Source organism: Lentzea kristufekii, assembly GCF_033949925.1.
GTDB classification, from domain to species: domain Bacteria; phylum Actinomycetota; class Actinomycetes; order Mycobacteriales; family Pseudonocardiaceae; genus Lentzea; species Lentzea kristufekii.
The window spans coordinates 361,630-383,170 of sequence record NZ_JAXAVV010000005.1 but is presented as its reverse complement, the minus strand read 5'-3'; the positions used below and the strand labels follow the sequence as shown (position 1 = coordinate 383,170).

Below are 21,541 nucleotides of genomic sequence, written 5' to 3'. Positions count from 1 at the left end.
TCCACATCGGACAACCACTCGAATCTAAGGGGGCCATGTGCCATGTCCGAAAACGACGTCTCGGCGGCCTGGGTGATGTCGCTGCTCGACGAGCTCAAGTCCTCCTTCGTCCGGCTGGACGAGAAGCTGGACGTCAAGCTCGGCGATCACGCCACCCGCATCACCAAGCTCGAAGTCGAGGGCGAGCACAAGCAGCGCCAGATCGACGCCCTGCTGCTGCAGCAGCAGAACAACACCGCCGGCCGCCGGTGGGTCATCACCACCGCCATCGCGGTGATCGCGGTCCTGGTGTCGATCGCCGCCGTCGCGGCCGCCGTTTTGGGAGGGTGAGGAAAGTGGCGGACATCTACCTGCCGGGGTTCGAACGCGCGCCGATCGACGGCAAACCCGGAGTCGCCTACGACGAGCCCAACGATCCGAAAGCCTTGGCGCACACCACACAGGGCAGCAGCATCGAGGGCGCGGTGCAGGCCTACAAGGCGTACCCGCCGCAGCTGATCGTCGACCCGTGGAAGCGGCGCAAGGTCCAGCACATCCCCGTCAACCGTGGCGGCTACGCGCTGTGGAACGAGGACGCCGACGACAGCCGGTGCATCCAGGTCGAGATGGTCGGGTTCGCCGAGGACGCGCACACCTGGCCCGACGCGGTGCTGCGGTGGCTCGGCGAGGAAGTCGCGCGCCCGCTGCACGAGTACGCGGGTGTGCCGTACACGGTGGTGTGGAAAGGCTTCAAAGCCGCGCACCAGGTCAACTACACGCTCGCATCCGCGAGCAGTCCGCTCCGCCTGACCCAGGCCGAGCTCGACGCGTTCTCGGGATGGCTGGGGCACCAGCACATCCCCGGTGACGACCACTGGGACCCCGGTGGTCTCAACGTCCAGAAGATCCTCGACTACGCGCGCGGAGCGCGAGGAAGGCAGGGCGACATGACGACCCTGTTCAAGCACGCTGTCAGCGGTGCCTGGTACGAGCAGCACGGCCCGTTCGTCACCGGCATCGACCGCAAGATCGCCGAGGCCACGATCGCCGACCCGCGCAACTCGGTGTGCGTGATGTGGCTGCCGCACAACGAGGTGATGGACCGCATCACCAAGTCCGAGCTCGCGCTCGACGCCGGCCGCGCCGCGAAGGAGAACAGCGTCCTGCTGCGCGAGCTCGTCGGCGCGGTCAAGGCGCTGCAGCTGGGCGGTGTCGACACCGGCGCCCTGGCGGCCGCCGTCGCCGGACACCTCAACGAGTCCCTGCCCGACGCGACGGCCGACGAGCTCGACGACCGCGCCCGGCAGCGCCTCGGCGCAGGCGAGGGCAGCTGATGACGACGCCTACCCCGCACGGCTCGCGCGTGCCCGTGCGCAAGGTCGGCGCGGGCGGTGCCGCCGGCGCGGCCGCCACCGTCGTGCTGTGGGTGCTCACCGACCTGGTGCACCTGCAGGTGCCCGCCGGTGTCGCTGCGGCGATCAGCGTGCTCGTCACCGCTGGCGTCGCCTACCTCGTCCCTGGTAAGGCCTCGACCGGTGAGCCGCCGAGCGAGGCAGAACAGCTCAAGGCCCGATGGCTGGCCAACCACACGGGTGCGGGCGGTCCTCACGCGGCCGAGACCTACGAGCCGCTGACCGACGACGAGCGCCAGGCCGTCCGCGCCGCCGTCGAACAGCTGACCCGCGACGCGACGCTCACCCTGCGGGTGAAGGGATCGGAAGTCGCGCAGCGCGAGCTCGCGCGCGACCTGTCCGCGTTCCTCGAGCGGCGCCGTGACCAGCAGTCGGGGGGAGGCTGACCGTGTCCACCGTGGCGATCCGGCACTACCTCTACGGGCCCGGCCAGACCGGTGTGCCGCGGCGCCGGTGCACGGTCACCCTCACCGGCCTCGGTCTGTGGCTGGCCAACGAGACCGGCGAGATCATCGACCAGGCCACCGAGGACTCCGACGAGACCGGCCTGGTGACCTTCACCGTCACGCCCAACTCGGAGATCGCCGGACCGGACAGCTACTACGTGTTCCGGATCTCGGGCACGCCGGTAGCGCGGGCGTTCATCGCGCCGGTGTCGGGCGCACCGGTGAACCTGGTCGACTGCCTGGTCGACGAGACCACCCTCGACCCGGTCGACCCCGACCTGCCGTCGCTGTACCTCGCGCGCGCCGAGCTCGGCGCAGCGAACGGCGTCGCACCGCTGGACGCCGGCGGCAAAGTGCCCGCGGCCAACCTCCCGGCGAGCTCTGGCGGTGAGCTCGACGCTGACCTGGTCGCGATCGCCGCGCTCACCCCGTCCAACGACGACGTGCTGCAGCGCAAGGCCGGCGCCTGGACCAACCGCACGCCCGCCCAGCTCAAGGCCGACCTGGCGATCGCCACCGGTGACGTCTCGGGGTTCACCGCGGCGGTCGTCGCACTCGTCGACGTCGGCATCGCCGCACTGGTCGACGGCGCCCCCGGTGCGCTCGACACCCTGAACGAGCTCGCGGCCGCGCTCAGCGACGATGCCAGCTTCGCGGCGACGATCACCACGGCGCTGGCAGGCAAGCAGCCGCTCGACGCTGACCTGACCGCGATCGCCGGGCTGACGCCAGCCGCGAACGACCTGCTGCAGTTCGTGTCCGGAGCGTGGGCCAACCGCACCACGGCGCAGGTCAAGACGAGCCTGAGCCTGGTCAAGGCCGACGTCGGGCTGTCCGCCGTGGACAACACCGCGGACACGGCCAAACCGGTGTCCACCGCGCAGGCCACGGCGATCGGCAACCGCGGTGTGCAGGCGGTCGCGTCGAGCGGCCTGCAGACCGTCACGTTCACCGGCGACACCAGCTCCAGCTGGACGCTGTGCCCGGCCGAGTACCGGGTCACCATCGCCGCGGCGGTCGGTGATGTCCTGCTGTGGGAACCGCACCTGCTCGTCAACGCCGGCGCCGACGCCGAGCTCGACGTCGCCTCGGTCGTGTCCGGGGTGCCCGCCCGGTACTTCTCCAGCGGCACCGCGGTTCAGGGCGCCAACGGCCACGGCGGGTTGTACATCGGCGTGGGCTACAACCGGGCACTCAAGCCGATCCGGTGGATCGTCACCGCCGACGACCTCGACGGCGGCAACGTCACCCTCGCGCTGATGCGCCGTGACGGCACCGGCGTGACGTTCGGCAACGCCACCTACCCGAATCAGGTCGACGTCACCAACCTGGGCGGCATACCGGCCTGACCCACAACGACAACGGCCCCCGCACACCACCTTGGTGTGCGGGGGCCGCTTTCGTCGTGCGCGGGCTACTTGAAGCTGCCGATGTTCTCCGACACGTTCACCACGGCGTACGGGCCGCTGCTCTTGCCGTCCTTGACCAGCTTGCCGTCCACGGTGATCTTCACCGTGATCTCGCCAGAGGGGCCGTTCTGTGCCAGCAGCGTCGCCATCTGGAACGCCTCGCCGGCCTTCATCTCGACGGTCTTGGACCACGGCAGCTTGACGTTCGTCTCCTGCTGCGTGCTCGTCAGGCCGTCGGTGTTGTAGGTGATGTTGTTCGCCGTGCCGGTCCCGGTCACCTCGTAGACGACCGTGCGCACGGCCGGTGCCGCGGGCTGCTGCGCGGCGGTCGGCTGCGCGGCCGCGGTCGGCTGCTCGCCCGCCGGCGTGTTCGCGGTGGTGCCGGACGGTCTGCCGCCGCCGAGCGCCGCCCCGATGATCAGCAGCAGCACGAGCACCCCGATGCCGATGAACCAGCCCTTCTTCGACTTCTTCTTCGGGGGCTGCGGCTGCGGCATGTACTGCGGCTGCTGGGGGTACTGCGGCGGGTAGGGCTGCTGCTGACCGGGCGGCTGCTGGGACATCGGACGTTCCTCCTGAGTCGACTGCTGGCTGATTGTTCGTGTGCGGATCACGCGGTGTTACGGCTGTCGGGACTTTGTCCACGATCTGTCCATTCGAGAACCCGTACGGCGTCAGCCGGAGTGGTCCCCGCGCTGGCACTGATCGCAGCGCACCTGCGACGGCACCGGCGTGCCCGCCGCGACCCAGTTCCCCCAGCGCGTGCAGGGGCAGCCGCTCGCGGTGCAGTCACATTGGTACTGCTCGCCGGTGCTGATCTCTGGCTGATTGCTTCCGCCTCGGCCGATTCCCCAGGGCATCAGAGCGTTTCCTTCCTTGGTGATGTCGTACAGGTCGCCCGTCCACGTCCACCGGCTCGGCAGGGGCGTCGGGATCGCGACGTAGGGCCGGTGACGGCGCGCATGCACGGACAAGAGGCTGGTGTCCCAATCGCCCGCCGCGGCTTCCTCGAGGAGCTCGACGAGGGGACGTCCTCCGCGATGCCGACCGGTCGTGGCCGCCATCACCGGCGCTTCCACCTGTTCGCCTGGGAGACGCCGGTGACCTCGGCGTCGAGCGGGCAGTCGACGTCCGCGTCGATCTCGCGGTGGGTGCTGCCGCTCTCCTTCGGGCGCATGAACAGCCCGTCACACGCCCTGCAACGCACGGTCTCCTTGGCGTTCTCGGCGCTGCGCGTGACGGTCACGCTCGTCGATCCCCACACGTCACCGGACATCAGGCTGCCCTCGGGAGAAAGCGGGGCGTGCGGGCCCAGATGTTGATCCGGCCGCGCGGGCAGCTGCGGCAGTCGCACGTGATGTGGTGCACCCCCGCGATCGCGCCCCAGACGATCACGAACGTGCTCAGGCCGTTGACCACCAGGTCGACGTTCATTGCCTCACCGGTCCTTCCGAGGATGGGGGCGTGGCACCGCGAGATGATCGGCTCGCGGTGCCACGCCGGCACGGCGGCAGGTGCTACGGCAGTCCCTGGCCGCGCACACACGTCCAGCCGTGCGGCCCGGCGCGCCGCTTGCGCCGGGGTCTGTGGGAGTGGTGAGCGCAGCACCTCGAACGACGAGGAAGTCAGCTCGAGGTGCCGCGCCGTACTGGCGCAGCAGCAGGCACGCCATCGCCCAGTGGAGGCGTCCTGCGATCGGGGATCTGCGCCAGGCCTGTGGACGCGACGGGCGCGGGCGCGGCCGCCGCAGGGCGCGCTCCGCTGCCCGTCGCGCATGTGGCGACCACCGACACGGTTGGTGGTCGCTGGCCTGCGGACTCACGTGGCTGCCCCAGGCATCTGTGCCCGCTTCTCGGCGAGGACGCGCTGCAGTTGATCGAGCTCACGCCACCCGAAGCACGCTGCCGGCGTCGGAATCGTCAGGCACACTTCGCCGTCGACCAGCGAGACGCTGAGCGCTCTCGGCCGACCAGTCGCGTCGCGGCAAGCGATCTCGATACGGCCGTCGTCGGACACAGCGGGCCTCCCCGGTACACGGTCACAGTGGTTCGTGACCATGATGGGTGGTCACGAACCACCCTGCAATGCACCGATCGGGCTACATCTCACAACCAGGTGGTACGTCGTACTGTGTGGTTCGTGACCGAACCCGCATCGAAACCGCGCGCACGAGACCTGGCGAAGGCGCTCGACGAACTCGTCAAGCAGCACGGTGGCGTCCGCGCGACTGCTCGGCTCATCGGCGTTGCCCACAGCACGGTTTCCCAGTGGATCAATCTCCGTCGCGTACCTTCGGTCGACGCCGTGGCCGCCGCGCTGCAGAAGCTCGGCGCCCCGGAAGATGCCCGCGAGCGGATCCTGGCGCTCGCGCGAGCCGTAGCGGAGTCGAGCTATCTCACGACCGGGTTGCCGGGCGTATCCCAGCAACTCGCGTCCATGCTGGACAACGAACGCCGGGCCGTGAGGATTTTCGACTGGTCGCCGCTGCTGATTCCCGGCATGTTACAGACGAGTCGGTATGCCCGCGCGATCTTTGGCGGCGGTGGCGCCGAGGTGGAAACGCGAGTGACAATGCGGATGGGTCGGCGTGATGCGTTGACGCGTCCTGATCCAGTCGACCTTGTTGCTGTGATTCACGTGGCCGCGTTGATGCAACACATCGGCGGATCTTCGGTGATGCCAGAGCAGCTTGAGCACCTGCTGAAGATGGCCGAGTTGCCGTCGGTAAGTCTCCACGCGGTAGCCGATGAGACCGACTTTCATCCAGGCCTACTTGGCCCGTTCATCTTCTACGAGTTCGAGGACGAGCCATCCACGGTTCACCTCGAACATCACCGGAGTGGCGTGTTCCTCTACGGAGAGGCGGATGTTGACGCCTACAGGATCGCGGCCCAAGAGGTCCGCGAGGTGGCGATGAGTGCTGAAGACACGGCAGCGCTCATCGTCGAAATCCTCAACAGTAAATGGAGATAGCCGATGAAGAAGGATCGGCGGTGGCGCAAGAGTTCACGCAGCAACAGCGGGCAAGAGTGCATCGAGGTAGCGAACGACGTCGACGCCGTACGTGACTCGAAGAACCCGACGACGCTGCTGGAGTTCGGACCCTTAGCCATGTCGATGTTCATCGAAGCCGCGAAGGCCGGCACAGTCGGCCGCTGATGAGGGAAACGGAGGCCCGCGCCCAGACTCGTTGGGCGCGGGCCTCCGCGCATCCTGCCAGCTACTGCCGTCCCACGTTTGTCCCACGCCTCGACGCGTTGACGCAGGTCCTAGCGATCCTTGCGTAACTACAACTACGTCTCCGAGGAGAACCACTTCGGCGAGGACGTGCTGGTGACGCGCAAGGGTGCGATCCGCGCCGGCCGTGGGGAACTGGGCATCATCCCGGGTTCCATGGGCACCGGTTCGTACATCGTGCGCGGGCTCGGGAACCCCGACTCGTTCGAGTCGGCGTCGCACGGCGCCGGCCGGAAGATGTCGCGCAACAAGGCCCGCAAGACGTTCACGACACAGGATCTCGCCGCCCAGACAAGTGGTGTCGAGTGCCGCAAGGACTCCGGCGTGGTGGACGAGATTCCGGGCGCCTACAAGGACATCGACACCGTGATGGCGAACCAGTCCGATCTGGTCGAGGTGGTCGCCAAGCTCAAGCAGGTGGTTTGTATCAAGGGTTGATGTTTCCCTTGTGGGTGAACGGGAAGCCTCCAGGACAGCAGAGTCTTTCTTGCCTGTCTTGGAGGTTTTTCCATGTCAACGGGCGCCATCATCGGCCTGGTGGTCGCGGTTCTTGTGGTGCTGGCGGTCCTCGCGTTCGTGCTGAGGCCCGCTATGCAGCGCAAGAAGCTGCGCGACCGCTTCGGCCCCGAATACGACCGCGCGGTCACGGACAGCGACAGCAGAACGGCCGCGGAGAAGGAGCTCGCCGAGCGGGAGCACCGCCACAGCGAGTTCGACCTGAAGCCGCTTTCCCAGACGGCGCAGGAGAGTTACCGCCGGCACTGGGCGAACGTGCAGACGAAGTTCGTCGATTCGCCGGAGAGCGCGATCGCCGATGCCGACCGGCTCGTGACCGATCTGATGGCCGAGCGCGGCTACCCCACCGAGGGGTACGAGGCACAGCTGAGCGTCCTGTCCGTCGAGCACGCGCGGACGCTGGAGCACTACCGCAAGGCGCACGACATCTCAGAGCGCCAGGAGATCGGCGAGGCGAGCACCGAGGACTTGCGCACCGCGATGGTGCACTACCGCGAGCTGTTCACCGATCTGCTGGAACGCGGCGCAGAGCCGCGCAAGGACAGGGAAGCCGTGCGGAAGGAGAAGACCGATGTCTGAGGCACCGACTCACGCCGCGGGGGTTCCGACTCCTGCTCGGCCGCAACAGACCGAGCGCACCTCGCAGACGGACCGCATGCCGCAGCAGCCGCAGCGCACCGACGCGCAACGAACCGACGCGCAGCGGACTGAGGCGCAGCGGACCGACGCAAACCGGACCGACGCGCAGCGCACCGATGCACAGCGCACCGAAGCGCAGCGGACCGACGGCCAGCGCGACGACGTTCAGCGAACCGAAGCCTCACGAACCGAAGCCCAGCGCGCCGAACACCAGCGCACTGAACCGCAGCGCAACGAACATGAGCGCGACGAGCGTCGCACCGACCAACATCGCGCCGACCAGCCCACCGGCTCGCAGCACACCGACACGCGGTCGTCCAGCAAGCTCGAGGACGAGTGGCAGGCGGTGCAGTACGAGTTCGTCGACGACCCGAAGGCGGCCGTCCGCAAGGCCGACGAGCTCGTGACGCGCGCGCTGGAGGAGCTGAACACCCGGCACCGCTCCCTCACCAAGCAGCTCGAGGGAAACGGTGATCCGCAGACCGAGGACCTGCGACTGGCTCTCCACCGCTATCGGGAACTGTTCAAGTCGCTGGTCGCCGTCAAATAAGTGCTGGAAGCCCCGGCGCCGTGGCCGTAACAGGTGGCGGCGCCGGCAGGCGTGTCCAGAAGTTCCCGGTCAGCTGGGGAGTTCGCGGATCTCCATCTCGAGGACGTCGATCTCGTCGCTGATCGCCTCGTCCAGCATGTCGTCCAGCAACTTGCGGCACTCCTCCGAGCCGCAACGCGGCAGTCCCGCGCCGAACCGCGGCACCTGCTCCCACCACACCGCCGGGTTGTTCCAGAACGACCCGGACCCCTGGTCGACGCCTTCGAGGCACCGCAGCCTCTGGTCGGTCGCCGGAAGAGCTCGCACGAACTCGATGAACAACGCGAGTGCGTCGGGATTGCTCACCGGGACCGCGCCGTAACCGCGCAGACAGTCCTCGAGTTCTGCGAGGAACTCCGCCTTGAAGGACACGGCACACCCCGCTCCTCCGCACCGTCGCGGACGTCCTGAAAGTTCGTGACAACAACAGTACCTCCGCAACTCGGGCGGGAAACGAGTGCGAACGGGCGGTATCTTTCCTGCGCCCGCACGGGGTCCGGTGACCCGCAGTCACGTCACCCGCTGGTCATGTTCCTTCGTGGGAAACGTGATGCGACGCGAGGAAACCGTTGTCCAGCTTGACGATCTGGCCCACGACGAGCTTGTCGACGGGGTCCGCGCCGGACGTGCCGCTCGCGCCGGTCCGGTCGAACGTCAGCCTCCCGGACGCGCCCGGGAAGTCACGCAAAGTGCGCAACCTGTCATAGACGTTTTCTCGTGACGCCCCAACGGAGGTATGCCTCGCGACGACACTGATGGCGTCATAGGCGAGCAGAACGTGTCCGTTGGGGCCCGAAAGAAATGCCCTGTGCGCATGCTTCTTCTGAGCTGCCTCGTACGTGGTGAAGAACTGTTGCGTCGGTTGGGGAATCGGCTCGCGGCTCGGCGCCCACGCGAACGTCGTGAAGTAGAGCCGGCCGTCGGCAAATCGTTTGATGTCTTCCAAATCCGTGAAGTTCGTCGTCTCGAGCTGCGTCAGGTCGTCTCCGCCGAACACCACCGGGTCGGTGCAGTTGCTGTGGCTCAGTTCGGTCAGCAGCCCACCGACCTCCGCGGTGCGGCCGGTGTAGAGGATGAGCGGGTTCGGTGACTTCCCGCAGATGTCCGTCACCACCTGGCCGAGCTGCGTGGTGACGGCGTTGGCGGTCTCGTCGTAGTCGTGCCGCTCAGGCTTGAGCACGTCCTGGAACTGGTCGGCGAGATCCGAGCTGTACTCGTCGCCGGGACTGCGCACGAGGTGCATCGGGCGGCCGCGCAGCGCTTCGGTGCGTTCGATGATGCGCGCGGCGACCTGGGCTTGGCGGTCGTTGGCCGGAGCGACGCGGAAGAAGTACGGCTTCTGGCTGAAGCTCGTCGACGACAACGACGAGCCCACCATCGGGATTCCCGCCGGCTGGTCCTTGGACGGTCCCAGCACGGCGAGCGCGGACTGCGTGGTCTCACGGCTCTGCCCGAGCCCGGTCACGGCGATCACCGACGGATCGCGCTCGGCGTAGGCGCGGATCTGCTCCGCGACCTTCACCGCGTACTTGGACTCGCCGCCGAAGTTCGCGAGAACGAGGCGCACCAACGGATTGCGGCCGAGCCCGTCGAGCTGGTTCCAGTCGCGCTGGGCGAGATAGGCGCCGCGCAGCTCGTTGACACCGGCGGACAGGTCCCGCTTCACGCGTTCGCTGGAACTGAGCATCGTGGCGACGACGATCGTGACGACGCTGCGGTCCTTCACCTTGGCGGCGCGGTCGTTCTCCTCCGCGATGAGCTTCGCGAGCTCCCCGACCTCGGCGTCGTCGTTGTTCTGCGTGGCCGGGTCGCCGTAGGCGAACCTACCGGGTTTCTCACTCAGGCCGACGCACTGCACTCCGTCCATCTTGGACATGCGCGGGCGCTCGCCGGAGAGGTCAGCGACGAGCTCGGCGGGTTCGAGAACGCCGTAACGCAGGCAGTGGGTGCTGTTCTGGAGGCAGAAAGCCGCGCCGTACACCACAAGCAGCACCACGACGAGGTAGACGGTCACGCGGCGCACCGAGTTGCGGCCGGGCCAGCGCCACGGATACGGGAACCTGCCGACGGTGGACGGGCGTGGCAGCGACGCCGGTGGTGACGCGGGTGTGTTGTGTTCGAGCGCGCGTTTCGTCGCACGGTAGGAGGTCAGTCGTTCCTCGGCACCGTCGAGTTCCTGATGAGCACGCAGAACCCGGTCGTACATCTCGACGGTCGGGCGGTCGGTCCGGCTGCGGGAGCGCAGCTCCCACGTCGCGACCACCGCGTCCTCCAGCAGTCCGGTCTCCGGGCGCACCACGCTGTCGTAACGGCGGTGCAGGTTGCGCGTGGTGCCGCTCCTGAGGCGTTCCCACCACGTGCGCGGCTCTTCCTCGTGCTCCGGTTCACCTTCGCCGGGTGGCATCGGGGCTTCGGCGATGGCGGCGAGCTCGGCGATCCAGCGGTCGCTGCGTTCGTCGACGTGCGGGCGCAGGCGATGAGCGACGAGGTGGACCTGGCCGAGCGCGAGTGCGTGGTACAGCGCGTCTTCGCGTTGTCCGAGGCTGTCGTAGCGGTCCTTGAGCAACCGGTGGACGTGGACGTGCGAGAACGGCTGATCCGCCGGAACCTCGCGGAGCCGGCGAGCGAGGAGGTCGCGCAACAGCGGATGCAGCAAGAAGTTGTCACCTTCTTGCCTCACGAAACTGAGCTGTGCCAGCAGAGCACGCATGTTCTCGGCCGACCACGACGGCGGCAGCAGGGCGCGGATCACGTGCCGGTCGAGCACGCGCGGAGCGGCGAGGCGGGCGAAGATCTCGCGCGCGGCCTCGCGTTCGGGCATCTCCTCGGTGCCCGGAATCCGTTGGAAGAAACGGAGAAGCAGGTAGTCGCCGACCGTGGCGTCCTGGAACGTCGTGGTCTCGTCGACGGGCAGCCGTTCGTCGAACACCGAGCGCACCGACGGCAGCACCTGGTCCCGGGCGAACACGAACTGCACGAGCTGGATGGCGAGCCGCACCGCGAGCGGGTGGCCGTGCGTGACCTCCTGCAGTTCCTCCACGAGCGCCTCGGACTCGACCGTGCTGTTGCGGGTGCGGTTCCACTCGGCGAGGAACTGCCGCGTCTGCGCGAGCGTGAAGGGCTCCAGGCGCACCGGCTTGAAGACCGGGGAGTCGGGCAGTGAGGGTGCGGACTGCTTGGTGGCGATCACGAGCAGCGGCACGTGCGGTTCCTTGGCGCGCCGCTCCGCGAGCAGGCTGAGGAAGTCGGTCGCCCGCGCGGCGGGTCGTGGCCGTTTCGGGGGCAGGTAGGAGTCGATGCCGTCGAGCAGGTCGGCGCCGTCGAGCAACAGGAGGCTGTTCATCCTGCGGTAGCGGCGGAACCGGTAGGCCGCCGTGATGTCGGCGAGGAACGCCGCGACGAGCAGGCGGTCGATCTCCAGTGTGTCGCCGGCGCGGTTGAGGCTCCACGTGTGCACGAGTGCGGCGTCGAACTTCAAGCTGCTTCCGGGCCCGGCCTTCAGCTCTTCGCCGACGTAGTTCTCGAACCAGCGCAACGCACTCGCGACACGCGGCCCGCCCAGCAGCCAGCGCAACGGCCGCGGCGCCACGACCGCGAGCCCGATGAGCCACAGCAGCAGGGGCCGCAGCACCTTGCCGAGGCCCTGGGCGGGCGGCAGCATCTCGACGACCTCGGCGGCGTCCGCGACCGCGACGAGCCGGGTCATCTGCTTGGCGGCGAGTTCGCGGGCGCGGTGGTGGGGATCGTCGGCCGGCTCGGCGTACAGCGCGAGCCGGGCGAGATCGTAGCGCGGCAGCCGCATGCGGCCGAACTCGGCGTGCTGGTAGGACCGCAGCTGCTCGGCGGCGACGTCGAGGATGTCCTTGCAGGAACGGGATCCGGCCTTGTCGAGGTCGACCTTGGCCGTGGGGGCGTCGCGGTAGCGGCGGTGGACGTGGTCGAGCAACGACGTCTTGCCGCTGCCACCGGGGCCGAACGCGACGATCACCGGCAGGGGGTGTTTCGCGCGGCGTTCCACCAGGGACTCCACCAGTGCGGTGATGTCGTCCCTGCCGACGAGCCCGATCTCCGGTTCCAGCGCCATGATCTTCAGACGCCGCGGAGACCGCTGGTGTTCCGTGCCGGATGAATCTGACTAGCGGTCGGCGTGCAGCCTCGCGACGAAGCTGAACCGGTCACCGCGGTAGAGCGATCGGGCGCGTTCGATCGGGTGGCCGTCGACGTCGTAGGAGACGCGGTGCAGCAGCAGCATGGGCAGCGCCGGGTTCGTGCCGATCAGCAGCGCCTCACGGGGCGTGGCGAGCACCGTCTCGACGCGTTCCTCGGCCTCGGCGAAACGGACGCCGAGCCGTTCGGTGAGGCACGCGTAGAGCGATCCGGCGGGGTCGAGCTTCTCCAGCAGGTCCGGGAAGCGGCCGAGGCTGAGGTAGGTCGATTCGAGGCCGATGCGTTCGTCGTCTGCGAGCAGGACGCGTTCGAGATGCACGATCGGGTCGCCCGGTTCGAGCAACAGGTCGCGGGCCAGGCCGTCGTCGGCGCCGAGTTCCTCGACCGTGATCACCGTGCGGTTCGGCTCGACGCCCTGACGGCGCATGCCCTCGGTGTAGCTGACCAGGGACAACGGCTGCACGAGCTTCGGCGGCGCGACGAACGTGCCGCTGCCCTGGCGGCGGATCAGCTTGCCTTCGAGCACGAGTTCGCTGACGGCCTGGCGCAGCGTGACGCGCGAGACGGAGAACCGTTCGGCGAGCTCGCGTTCGGACGGCAGGACGGTGCCCTCGCCCAGGTTCTCGACGAGGTCGAACAGTTCGGCCTTGACCGCGTAATAACGCGGGACTCGGCCGTGTTCTGGGATGCCCGCGCGAACGGGTCGATCAGCGCGGTGCGGCGGGACGCGGTTCACGTGGCGTGAGCCTACGTGACGCCCCGTGTGATCACGGGGCCAGCTTGGGCGGATCGGGGATCTTGTAGCCGGAAGATCCGATGTTGACTTCGAGCGACTTGCGCCAGGCGCCCGTGTCGATCATCTTCTGCAGCGCGGCCTGGACCTTGGCCTTGCTGCTCGGGTCGTCGCGGTGCAGGCCGACGCCGTACTCCTCCTTGCTGAACGGGTCGCCGACGACCCGCAGGAGCTCCGGGTTCTGGGCGGCGTAGCCCGCGAGCAGCACGTCGTCGGTGGTGACGGCGTCGACGTTCTCCGCGAGCAGCGCCGTGACGCAGTCGCTGAACTTGGCGTACTCGACCATCTTCACGTCCTTCGCGAACTGGTCGCGGACGTACTCGGCGGACGTGGAGCCCGCGGTGGAGCACAGGCGGAGGCTGGCGTTGAGCGACTTCGGGCCCTCGATGCGGCTCTCGTTCATGCGCACCAGCAGGTCCTGACCGGCGACGAAGTACGGGCCGACGAAGTCGACGATCTGCTTGCGCTTGTCCGTGATCGAGTAGGTGGAGACGACCATGTCGGCCTCACCGCTGGTCAGGAGCGTCTCGCGGTTGCCCGGCTGCGCTTCCTTCCAGGTGATGTTCTCCTCTTTGACGCCCAGTTCGTTCGCGATGTACTTGGCGACGTCGACGTCGAATCCGCGGTAGCTGCCGTCGAGCCTGCGCACCGCCATCCCCGGCTGGTCGTACGACACGGCGATGACCATGCGGTCGCTCGAGCTGACCTTGCTGGCCATGCCGGACCCACCGCCGCCGGCACACGAGGCGAGCAGGAGCACGGCCGCACATGTTGTCGCCACCAGGCGGAGAAGTGCTCTCGGCGTCATTCTTCCCTCTTACAGCGGTTATCAGCTACTACCCGTATTCCACGGGCACGCGCCTGCGCACCTGGTTCGGCGCTGCTCGGTGATGCGGGAAACCTAAGCGCCCAAAGGACGCATGTCCATACCTGCGCGCGAATGAAACATCGGAATCGTTGCGGTAACTCATCAGTACCGCGGTCACCTCAGACGGCGCGGACCGGCGTCGTGCAGGGACGGAGGCGGGCCGATGACGATGCGCGCGCTGCTCACGAAAGCCCCTGCGGCAGAAGCAAGAACGGGCTCGAGCTTCAGCGACCGCACCTCCGGAAGGTCCTCGGCCAGTGCCGCCAAACGGAGTACCAGTTCCTGAAGTGCTTTCAGGTCCGCGGGTTCGTCGCCGCGGTACCCGGTGAGCAGAGGCGCTGCTTTCGGCGCGGCAACGAGTTCCGCCGCGTCGGTGTCGGTGAGGGGTACCGCCCGGTAGGCACGGTCGCCGAGGAGGTCGCTGACCAGACCCGACAGTCCGAACCAGACCAGCGTGCCGAAGCTCGGGTCGTCCTGCAGGCCCAGGACGCAGCTGACTCCCTTGGGAGCCATGCGTTGCACGTACACGCCCGGCTTTCCGGAGAGCGCGGCGAGGTCGTGGTAGGCGGCCTTGACCGATTCGCGCTGGGCGATGTCGAGCCTGACGCCGACCAGGTCGGTGCGGTGGCGCAGGCGTTCGCTGGTGGCCTTCATCGCGACGGGGTAGCCGAGCTCGTCGGCCGCCGCGACGGCTTCCTCCTCGCTGTGGGCGATGCGGAACGGGACTACGTCGATGCCGTAGCACTCCAGCAGTTCGACGGCCTTGTGGTCGTCGAGGCGGAGCTCGCTGCCGGGGTTGTCCACAATGGATCGCGCCCGGTCGAGGTCGATGCCGCCGGGCCGGGTGAAGGTGCCCTGCGGTGCGGCGCGCCAGCGGGCGTAGCGGACGGCGCGGGCCAGGGCGAGCACGGCGCGTTCGGGACTGGCGTAGCTGGGGATCGAGCCCTTGCCCGGCATCTTCAGCTCGTCGGGGATGCCCTCGACCGCGAGGAACGTGGACACGATCGGCTTCGTGCGGTGCGCGGCTTCCTTGAGCGCGCGGGCGTAGGCGGCGCCGGGGACCGCGATCGGAGGCACGAACACGACGACGAGGGCGTCGGTGTCGGAGCGGTCCAGGGCCTCCTGGACGGCCTTCGCGAACTCCTCGGGAGTGGCCTGGGCGCCGACGTCGACGGGATCACCCGCGAGGTCGAGGTCCTGGGCGAGGAGCGTGTCGGCGGCGAGCAGGCCGATCGCGGTGGAGTTGCCGACGACGGCGACGCGTTTGCCCGTGGGCAGTGGCTGGTGGGCCAGCAGGAGCGCGGTGTCGAACAGTTGCGCCAGCGAGTCGACGCGGATCACGCCGGCCTGCTCGAACAGGGCCTGGACGCTCGCCTCGTCGACCTTCGCGCCGGTGGCGGCGAGGCCGGGGACGACGGCGTGCCGGCCGGACTTCACCGCGACGATGGGCTTGGTGCGGCCGAGCCTGCGGGCGAGGCGCGCGAACTTGCGGGGGTTGCCGAACGACTCCAGGTAGAGCAGGACGACGTCGGTGGCGGGATCGGTCTCCCAGTACTGCAGCAGGTCGTTGCCGGAGACGTCGGCGCGGTTGCCGGCCGAGACGAACGTGGACAGGCCGAGGCCCCAGCCCGCCGCGTTGGCGAGGATGGCCGTGCCGAGGGCGCCGGACTGGCAGAAGAAGCCCGCGCGGCCCCGTCCGGGCAGCTTCGGGGCGAGGCTCGCGTTGAGGCGGACCTTGGGGTCGAGGTTGATCACGCCCAGTGCGTTCGGACCGACGACGCGCATGCCGTGCGCTCTCGCTTCCGCTGCGAGCCTGCGTTCGGCCGACAGCCCGTCAGGCCCCGTCTCGCCGTAGCCCGAACTGACGACGACGAGCGCTTTCACGCCCTTGGCGAGACACCCGTCCATGACCTCGTCGACGCTGGCCGCGGGCACGGCGACAACGGCGAGGTCGACGTCGTCGGGGATGTCGAGCACGGTCGGGTAGGCCCGGACGCCCCGTACCGCCCGGTGCTCGGCGTTGACGGGGTAGACGGGCCCGTTGAAGTCGGCTTCGAGGAGGTTCTTGAGGACCGCGTGCCCGATCTTGGTCGGGTCGGTGGACGCGCCGATGACCGCGATGCTGCGCGGGTGCAGCAGGTTGTGCACGCTGCGGGCCTCGGCGGCCTGCTCACGGGCCCTGGCGACGGCGACGGACTCGTCGGTGGGGTCGATCGCGAACTCCAGGTGCAGCACGCCCTCCTCGAACGCCCTGCTGACCTGGTAGCCGGCGTCGCGGAACACCCGCACCATCTGACCGTTCTCGGCGAGCACCTCGGCCTCGAACCGGGCCAGCCCGACCTCCCTGGCCGCGGCGGCGAGGTGTTCGAGCAGGATGCTGCCCAGCCCGCGCCCCTGATGGCCGTCCTGGACGACGAACGCGACCTCGGCGCTGTCGCCCCGATGGGTGTCCCCCTGGCCGTCGCTGTGCTTATCGCTGTGGAGCCGGTCGAACCGGCCGACGGCGACGATGTCGTCGCCCAGGAGCGCGATGAGCGCCACGCGGTCGTGGTGGTCGACGGTGCTGAACCGCTCCAGGTCGCGTTGCGGAATCCGCGGGTACGGCCCGAAGTACCGGAAGTACCGGGTCCGTTCGGACAGCCGCCCGTGGAACTCCCGCAGCTTCTCGCCGTCGTCCGGCGTGATCGGCCGCAGGTGAACGGTGCCACCGTCGCTGAGGACGACGTCCGCCTCCCAGCTCCTCGGGAAGTCGAACGGATCTCTGCCCGGCATGTCTTCAGGCACGTTGTCCGGCACTTTTGTCAGTCCCTGGGGTCGTCGGGATCGAGGCCATGCAACGGGAACACCGCGCGCCGGGTCTCGCGGATCGCCTTGTCCACCGGCTCCTCCGCGTCCCCGCCCCACGGCTGGTACCCAGCGTCGCATCCATCAGTCATGGACGCAGGCAAAGGCCACTGAGGTGCGATCTGTGTCGCATGAGCCACCCAGTCCGCCGGCAACGGCCGGTTCGGGTCGACATCGCGGTCCAGCACCGTGGCCAGGAGGTGCGTCCAGGACCGCGGGACCACCCTGAGCAGCTCGTACCCGCCGCCACCGAGCGCGAGCCACTTGTACCCGTGCTCGTCGACCAGGTCGCGGAACGCCTGATAGATCGCCCGATGCCCGTCCACGCTCAACGACAGGTCCGCGAGCGGATCCTCCTTGTGCGTGTCGACACCGCACTGCGTGACCAGCACCTGCGGCCGGAACGCCCGCAACAACGACGGCACCGTCGCTTGGAACGCCCGCATCCACCCGCCGTCGCGCGTCCCGGCGGGCAGCGGCACGTTGACCGCACTCCCCTCGGCCCCGGCGCCCCCGACCTCACCGGCCCACCCGGTGCCGGGCCACAGGCTCATCGGATGCTGGTGCAACGAGATCGTCAGCACCCGCGGGTCGTCCCAGAACGCCGTCTGCACCCCGTCTCCGTGATGCACGTCGACATCGACATAAGCGATGCGCTCGACCCCGCTGCGCAGCAACCACTCGATGGCCACCGCGCAGTCGTTGTAGACGCAGAACCCGGCGGCGCTGTCCGGCATCGCGTGGTGCAACCCGCCGGCGATGTTGACGGCCCGATCCGCCTCCCCCGACGCGATGGCCCGAGCCGCCACCAGCGACCCGCCGACCACCAACGCCGACGCCTCGTGCATCCGCTCGAACACGGGGTTGTCCGGCGTCCCCAGCCCGTGCCCGACGTCCCACCCAGCCGTGGGCGCGGCCTGCACAGCACTCAGGTACCCGGGCTTGTGCACCAGCTCGATCTCGTCGTCACCGGCGGGCTGGGGCACCCGCAACTCCACGCCGTCCAGCACCCCCAGTGCCGTGGCGAGCCTGATGGTCAGATCGAGCCGAACCGGATTCAGCGGATGGTCGCCACCGAGGTCGTACCCGAGGAAGGACCTGTCCCAGACAACAGTGGCTGGCTTACCCATGCCCAGCAACCTACAGTCGCGAGCCCGGAACCGAACTCACCGAACAGGGGTCAGAGGCGACATGCACCTGCGACCAGCGGCCGTCCTCCTCGCACTGGGCCTGACCCTCGCCGCCGTCTCGGGCTGCGCCGGCCAGGTCAAGGGCCAGGCCCGAGCCGACGCCAACGCGGCCCAAGAACCCGCGGACCCCACCACGACGTCGAAGAAGCCACCCGCCAGCACCGCGGCCTCGAAGCCGGCGGCTCCCACCCCTCAGAAGCAGGGCGACGTGAAGATCGCCACCAAGAAGAAGGCCGCCGGCCTCGAGACCTGCGGCGTCCTCAAGACGGCGGACATCGAGGCGGCCACCGGCGGCAAGTCCTCGGCGGACGGCGGCTGCATCCACACCACCACCGGCCCGTCGACCGTCATCACCCAGATGGTCACCGTCCCCGACGCGGTGGACCAGGAAGGCGAGAAGAAGCAGATCGAGATCGGCGGCAACACCGCGTGGCAGGTCAGCGCGTCCAAGGAGGACTGCCAGGTCACCGTCATGCTGACCGACGACCCGACCGTCATCACCTCGGCCTTCTCGGTGAACGTCCTCGCGATCGAGGAAATGGACACCTGCGCCACGGCCCTGAAGCTCGCCACCGAGGGCTTCAACCGCATCCCCGCCGCCTGACGCGAGCGTCCGGCCCTGCCAGCCAGTTCAGCCGCCGGTCGCGACCTCACGGTCAAGCGCACACCAGTTGGACCACGACCCGGCGTACAACGCCGCCGGCTTCTCGGCCGACGTGATCCCCGAGACCTCCAGCGCCAGCACCACGGACGAGGCGGTCACCCCCGACCCGCAGTACGCGCCGACAGCCACATCACCCGACACCCCGAGCCCGGCGAACCGCGCGGCCAGCTCCTCCGGCCCGAGCCACCGCCCGTCCGCTCCGACATGGCCGGTGGTCGGCGCGTTGAGCGCACCCGGAATGTGCCCGGCCTTGGGATCCACCGGCTCGGTCTCGCCGCGATACCGGGCGGCCGCCCGAGCGTCGAGCAACACGCCCTCCTGAGCGAGCGCGGCCGCCTCGTCCGCATCCAGCACGGGCATCTGCCCAGGCCGCACGACCACGTCACCGGCGGCATCCCCCGTCAGCGGCGCCGGCACCTCCGCGGTCACCGGCAGCCCGGCTGCCTCCCACGCGGCGAACCCGCCGTCCAGCACCGCGACCTCGCCGAACCCAGCCCACCGCAGCAGCCACCAGACCCGTGCGGCGACCGACCCGTCACCCGCGTCGTACGCCACGACCTGGGCACCCTCACGCACACCCGCGGCGCGCAGCACCTCCTGCAACCGCTCCGGGTCCGGAAGGGGATGGCGGCCCCCGGCACCGGGCGGAGCGGACAGCTCGGTGTCCAGATCCAGGTACACCGCGCCGGGGACGTGGCTGACCTCGTAGTCTTGGCGTCCGGGTGGTCCGCCGAGACGCCACCGGACGTCCAGCACGACGGTGGCCGAACGCGCACTCAGCGCATCGGCGAGGGCCTCAGGAGTGATCAAGGGATGCACGGCTCACATCCTGCACCCGCGCGGACACCTGTGTCCCCCGGCACGACTACCATCGACACCATACGAAGGGGAGCGGGTGTGAACGACCTCATCGACACCACGGAGATGTATCTCCGCACGATCTACGAGCTCGAAGAAGAGGGCGTGGTACCTCTGCGCGCCCGCATCGCCGAGCGTCTCGGCCAAAGTGGACCGACGGTGAGCCAGACCGTCGGCCGCATGGAGCGCGACGGCCTGGTGATCGTGGCGGAGGACCGCCACCTCGAGCTCACCGAGCAGGGCCGCAACCTCGCGATCGCCGTCATGCGCAAGCACCGGCTCGCCGAGCGCCTCCTCGTGGACATCATCGGGCTGGAGTGGGAGCACGTGCACAGCGAGGCATGCCGCTGGGAGCACGTGATGAGCGAGGCTGTCGAGCGCAAGCTCATCAAGCTGCTCGGCAACCCCACCACCTCGCCCTACGGCAACCCGATCCCCGGCCTCGACAAGCTGGGCGACGGCGAGCCCGCCCCGCCCGCCGAGGCGGACCTGGTGCGCGTGGACGAGGTGGCCCGCCGCGGTGGCGGCCGCGTCGAGGTGCGCCGCATCGCCGAGCACGTCCAGCTCGACCCGGACCTCATGGCCGAACTGAAGGCCGCCGGCGTGGTGCCGGGTGGCACCGTGGAGGTCGAGGCGCTCGGTGGCGCCAAGGTCATCCAGGTGCGCGGTGGCAACGGCACCGCCGCAGAACTCGACCCCGCGGTCGCCCACGCCGTCATGGTGCTCGCCCGGTGACCCAGGCGACGACACCGGCGGCGAAGGCGGCCGAGGCGTTCCAGCGCCTGCACGGACGCGCGCCCGATGGGGTCTGGTCGGCCCCGGGCCGCGTCAACCTCATCGGTGAGCACACCGACTACAACGACGGCTACGTGCTGCCGTTCGCGTTGCCCCACCGCATCGCGGTAGCGGCGTCGCCCCGTGCCGACGGCGTCATGACGGTCAGCACAATGGGCGACGACGGCGCGCTGCAGGAAGCGGACCCGGTCGTGGTCGCCGACCTAGTCCCCGGCACCGTCAAGGGGTGGGCCGCGTACCCCGGTGGCGTCGCCTGGGCCCTGCGGGAGCAGGGGATCGCCGTCACCGGCGGGACGGACCTCGTCATCGCGGGCGACGTGCCCGCCGGGGCCGGTCTGTCCTCCTCCCACGCCCTCGAGTGCGCTGTCGCGCTCGCGCTGCTCGGCCTCGCCGGTGTCGACGCCGAGCGGGCGGACATCGCGCGCTGGGTGCAACGCTCCGAGAACGACTTCGTGGGCGCACCGACCGGCATCCTGGACCAGACGGCATCGCTGTGCTGCATCGAAGCGCACGCCCTGTTTTACGACGTGCGCTCCGGCAAGCCCGAGCAGGTCGCGTTCGACGCGGCTGCCAGCGGGCTCGAGGTTCTCGTCATCGACACCCGAGCCAGCCACGCCCTCGTCGACGGCGGCTACGGCGCCCGGCGGGCGGGTTGTGAGCGTGCGGCCGGCGTCCTCGGCGTCCCCGCGCTGCGCGACGTCGACATCGCCGAGCTCGACCAGACGCTCGTCCGGCTGCCCGAAGAGCTGCGTCCGCTGGTGCGGCACGTCGTGACCGAGAACGACAGGGTCCTGCGCACCGTCGAGCTGCTCCGGTCGGGCCGGCTCGCCGAGGTCGGGCCTCTCCTCTCGGGCTCCCACGCGAGTCTCCGGGACGACTACCGGGTCTCGTGCCTCGAGCTCGACGTCGCCGTCGACTCCGCGATGGCGGCCGGCGCCCTGGGCGCCCGGATGGTCGGCGGCGGTTTCGGTGGCTCGGCCATCGCCCTCGTGCCCGTCGAACGGCACGACGAGGTCGAGCGGTCCGTGCTCGCCGGCTTCGCCTCGCGCTCGCTCACGCGGCCGAGGCTCTTCACGGCGGTTCCGTCCGCGGGCGCGGGCAGGGACCGGTAGCCAAGAACGATCTTGATCAGGAA

23 protein-coding genes and 1 pseudogene are annotated in these 21,541 nt (G+C 69.3%); 12 read left to right on the top strand and 12 right to left on the bottom strand.

Annotated elements, in window-relative coordinates; genetic code table 11:
- The first annotated feature begins 42 nt into the window (after positions 1 to 42).
- The 4 genes from SK571_RS13470 to SK571_RS13455 are packed head-to-tail and all read left to right on the top strand — an operon-like array spanning position 43 to position 3,186.
- Positions 43 to 330, top strand: coding sequence for a hypothetical protein (locus tag SK571_RS13470; protein ID WP_319984370.1), 288 nt, complete (start codon positions 43 to 45; stop codon positions 328 to 330).
- Between the two features lie 5 nt (positions 331 to 335).
- Complete coding sequence (locus SK571_RS13465) at positions 336 to 1,313, top strand: hypothetical protein (RefSeq protein WP_319984369.1); 978 nt, start codon at positions 336 to 338, stop codon at positions 1,311 to 1,313.
- Positions 1,313 to 1,777 carry a hypothetical protein gene (locus tag SK571_RS13460; protein ID WP_319984368.1) on the top strand — a complete coding sequence of 155 codons (465 nt, stop codon included), beginning with the start codon at positions 1,313 to 1,315 and terminating at the stop codon, positions 1,775 to 1,777. Before SK571_RS13465 ends, SK571_RS13460 begins: the two co-directional genes overlap by 1 nt.
- Before the next feature lie 2 nt (positions 1,778 to 1,779).
- Complete coding sequence (locus tag SK571_RS13455) at positions 1,780 to 3,186, top strand: hypothetical protein (RefSeq protein ID WP_319984367.1); 1,407 nt, start codon at positions 1,780 to 1,782, stop codon at positions 3,184 to 3,186.
- Between the two features lie 65 nt (positions 3,187 to 3,251).
- Here the strand turns inward: SK571_RS13455 and SK571_RS13450 are convergent, their stop codons facing one another.
- The 5 genes from SK571_RS13450 to SK571_RS13430 form a co-directional block, all read right to left on the bottom strand.
- Positions 3,252 to 3,809 (bottom strand): MmpS family transport accessory protein, encoded by a 558-nt coding sequence (locus SK571_RS13450; RefSeq protein WP_319984366.1) that lies wholly within the window; start codon positions 3,807 to 3,809, stop codon positions 3,252 to 3,254.
- A 111-nt stretch (positions 3,810 to 3,920) separates the two neighbouring features.
- On the bottom strand, positions 3,921 to 4,325 hold the full coding sequence (locus SK571_RS13445) for a hypothetical protein (RefSeq protein ID WP_319984365.1): 405 nt from the start codon (positions 4,323 to 4,325) through the stop codon (positions 3,921 to 3,923).
- Positions 4,310 to 4,522: a hypothetical protein gene (locus tag SK571_RS13440; protein WP_319984364.1), complete on the bottom strand. Its 213-nt coding sequence runs from the start codon at positions 4,520 to 4,522 to the stop codon at positions 4,310 to 4,312. The genes SK571_RS13445 and SK571_RS13440 overlap by 16 nt, the downstream gene beginning before the upstream one ends.
- Positions 4,522 to 4,680, bottom strand: a complete 159-nt coding sequence (locus SK571_RS13435) for a hypothetical protein (RefSeq protein WP_319984363.1) — start codon at positions 4,678 to 4,680, stop codon at positions 4,522 to 4,524. Before SK571_RS13435 ends, SK571_RS13440 begins: the two co-directional genes overlap by 1 nt.
- 384 nt (positions 4,681 to 5,064) lie before the next feature.
- On the bottom strand, positions 5,065 to 5,262 hold the full coding sequence (locus tag SK571_RS13430; protein WP_319984362.1) for a hypothetical protein: 198 nt from the start codon (positions 5,260 to 5,262) through the stop codon (positions 5,065 to 5,067).
- Between the two features lie 123 nt (positions 5,263 to 5,385).
- Between SK571_RS13430 and SK571_RS13425 the strand changes: the two genes are divergently transcribed.
- The 5 genes and pseudogenes from SK571_RS13425 (at position 5,386) to SK571_RS13405 (ending at position 8,188) form a co-directional block, all read left to right on the top strand.
- Positions 5,386 to 6,219, top strand: coding sequence for a helix-turn-helix transcriptional regulator (locus SK571_RS13425; protein ID WP_319984361.1), 834 nt, complete (start codon positions 5,386 to 5,388; stop codon positions 6,217 to 6,219).
- A 3-nt stretch (positions 6,220 to 6,222) separates the two neighbouring features.
- Positions 6,223 to 6,405 (top strand): DUF397 domain-containing protein, encoded by a 183-nt coding sequence (locus SK571_RS13420; protein WP_319984360.1) that lies wholly within the window; start codon positions 6,223 to 6,225, stop codon positions 6,403 to 6,405.
- Positions 6,406 to 6,531: 126 nt separating this feature from the next.
- Positions 6,532 to 6,921 (top strand): annotated as a pseudogene (locus SK571_RS13415) (RtcB family protein); the annotation flags it as partial.
- A 72-nt stretch (positions 6,922 to 6,993) separates the two neighbouring features.
- Positions 6,994 to 7,578 (top strand): hypothetical protein, encoded by a 585-nt coding sequence (locus tag SK571_RS13410; RefSeq protein ID WP_319984359.1) that lies wholly within the window; start codon positions 6,994 to 6,996, stop codon positions 7,576 to 7,578.
- Positions 7,571 to 8,188 carry a hypothetical protein gene (locus SK571_RS13405; RefSeq protein ID WP_319984358.1) on the top strand — a complete coding sequence of 206 codons (618 nt, stop codon included), beginning with the start codon at positions 7,571 to 7,573 and terminating at the stop codon, positions 8,186 to 8,188. Before SK571_RS13410 ends, SK571_RS13405 begins: the two co-directional genes overlap by 8 nt.
- 69 nt (positions 8,189 to 8,257) lie before the next feature.
- Here the strand turns inward: SK571_RS13405 and SK571_RS13400 are convergent, their stop codons facing one another.
- From SK571_RS13400 to SK571_RS13375, 6 genes are all read right to left on the bottom strand, one after another.
- Positions 8,258 to 8,599 (bottom strand): hypothetical protein, encoded by a 342-nt coding sequence (locus tag SK571_RS13400; RefSeq protein WP_319984357.1) that lies wholly within the window; start codon positions 8,597 to 8,599, stop codon positions 8,258 to 8,260.
- 154 nt (positions 8,600 to 8,753) lie between these two features.
- Positions 8,754 to 12,311, bottom strand: a complete 3,558-nt coding sequence (locus SK571_RS13395; protein WP_319984356.1) for an ABC transporter substrate-binding protein — start codon at positions 12,309 to 12,311, stop codon at positions 8,754 to 8,756.
- A gap of 51 nt (positions 12,312 to 12,362) precedes the next feature.
- Complete coding sequence (locus SK571_RS13390) at positions 12,363 to 13,130, bottom strand: GntR family transcriptional regulator (RefSeq protein WP_319984355.1); 768 nt, start codon at positions 13,128 to 13,130, stop codon at positions 12,363 to 12,365.
- Between the two features lie 31 nt (positions 13,131 to 13,161).
- Positions 13,162 to 13,995, bottom strand: a complete 834-nt coding sequence (locus SK571_RS13385) for a glutamate ABC transporter substrate-binding protein (RefSeq protein WP_319984354.1) — start codon at positions 13,993 to 13,995, stop codon at positions 13,162 to 13,164.
- Between the two features lie 174 nt (positions 13,996 to 14,169).
- Entirely contained in the window at positions 14,170 to 16,827 is a 2,658-nt protein-coding gene (locus SK571_RS13380) for a bifunctional acetate--CoA ligase family protein/GNAT family N-acetyltransferase (RefSeq protein ID WP_319984353.1), read from the bottom strand.
- Positions 16,828 to 16,856: 29 nt separating this feature from the next.
- A complete protein-coding gene (locus SK571_RS13375) occupies positions 16,857 to 18,029 on the bottom strand; it encodes an acetoin utilization protein AcuC (RefSeq protein ID WP_319984352.1) in 1,173 nt (390 codons plus the stop codon).
- A gap of 61 nt (positions 18,030 to 18,090) precedes the next feature.
- On the opposite strand from SK571_RS13375, the gene SK571_RS13370 reads away from it, so the two are divergent.
- A complete protein-coding gene (locus tag SK571_RS13370; RefSeq protein WP_319984351.1) occupies positions 18,091 to 18,693 on the top strand; it encodes a hypothetical protein in 603 nt (200 codons plus the stop codon).
- 27 nt (positions 18,694 to 18,720) lie between these two features.
- Here SK571_RS13370 and SK571_RS13365 read toward each other — a convergent pair whose 3' ends face one another.
- The gene (locus SK571_RS13365; RefSeq protein WP_319984350.1) at positions 18,721 to 19,572 is read right to left on the bottom strand and encodes a sulfurtransferase; all 852 of its coding nucleotides are present in this window, start codon (positions 19,570 to 19,572) and stop codon (positions 18,721 to 18,723) included.
- Positions 19,573 to 19,650: 78 nt separating this feature from the next.
- Here SK571_RS13365 and SK571_RS13360 point away from each other — a divergent pair, with 78 nt between their 5' ends.
- Both SK571_RS13360 and galK read left to right on the top strand, forming a co-directional pair.
- The gene (locus tag SK571_RS13360; protein ID WP_319984349.1) at positions 19,651 to 20,346 is read left to right on the top strand and encodes a metal-dependent transcriptional regulator; all 696 of its coding nucleotides are present in this window, start codon (positions 19,651 to 19,653) and stop codon (positions 20,344 to 20,346) included.
- Positions 20,343 to 21,518, top strand: a complete 1,176-nt coding sequence (gene galK / locus SK571_RS13355) for a galactokinase (protein ID WP_319984348.1) — start codon at positions 20,343 to 20,345, stop codon at positions 21,516 to 21,518. Before SK571_RS13360 ends, galK begins: the two co-directional genes overlap by 4 nt.
- Positions 21,519 to 21,541 lie beyond the last annotated feature (23 nt).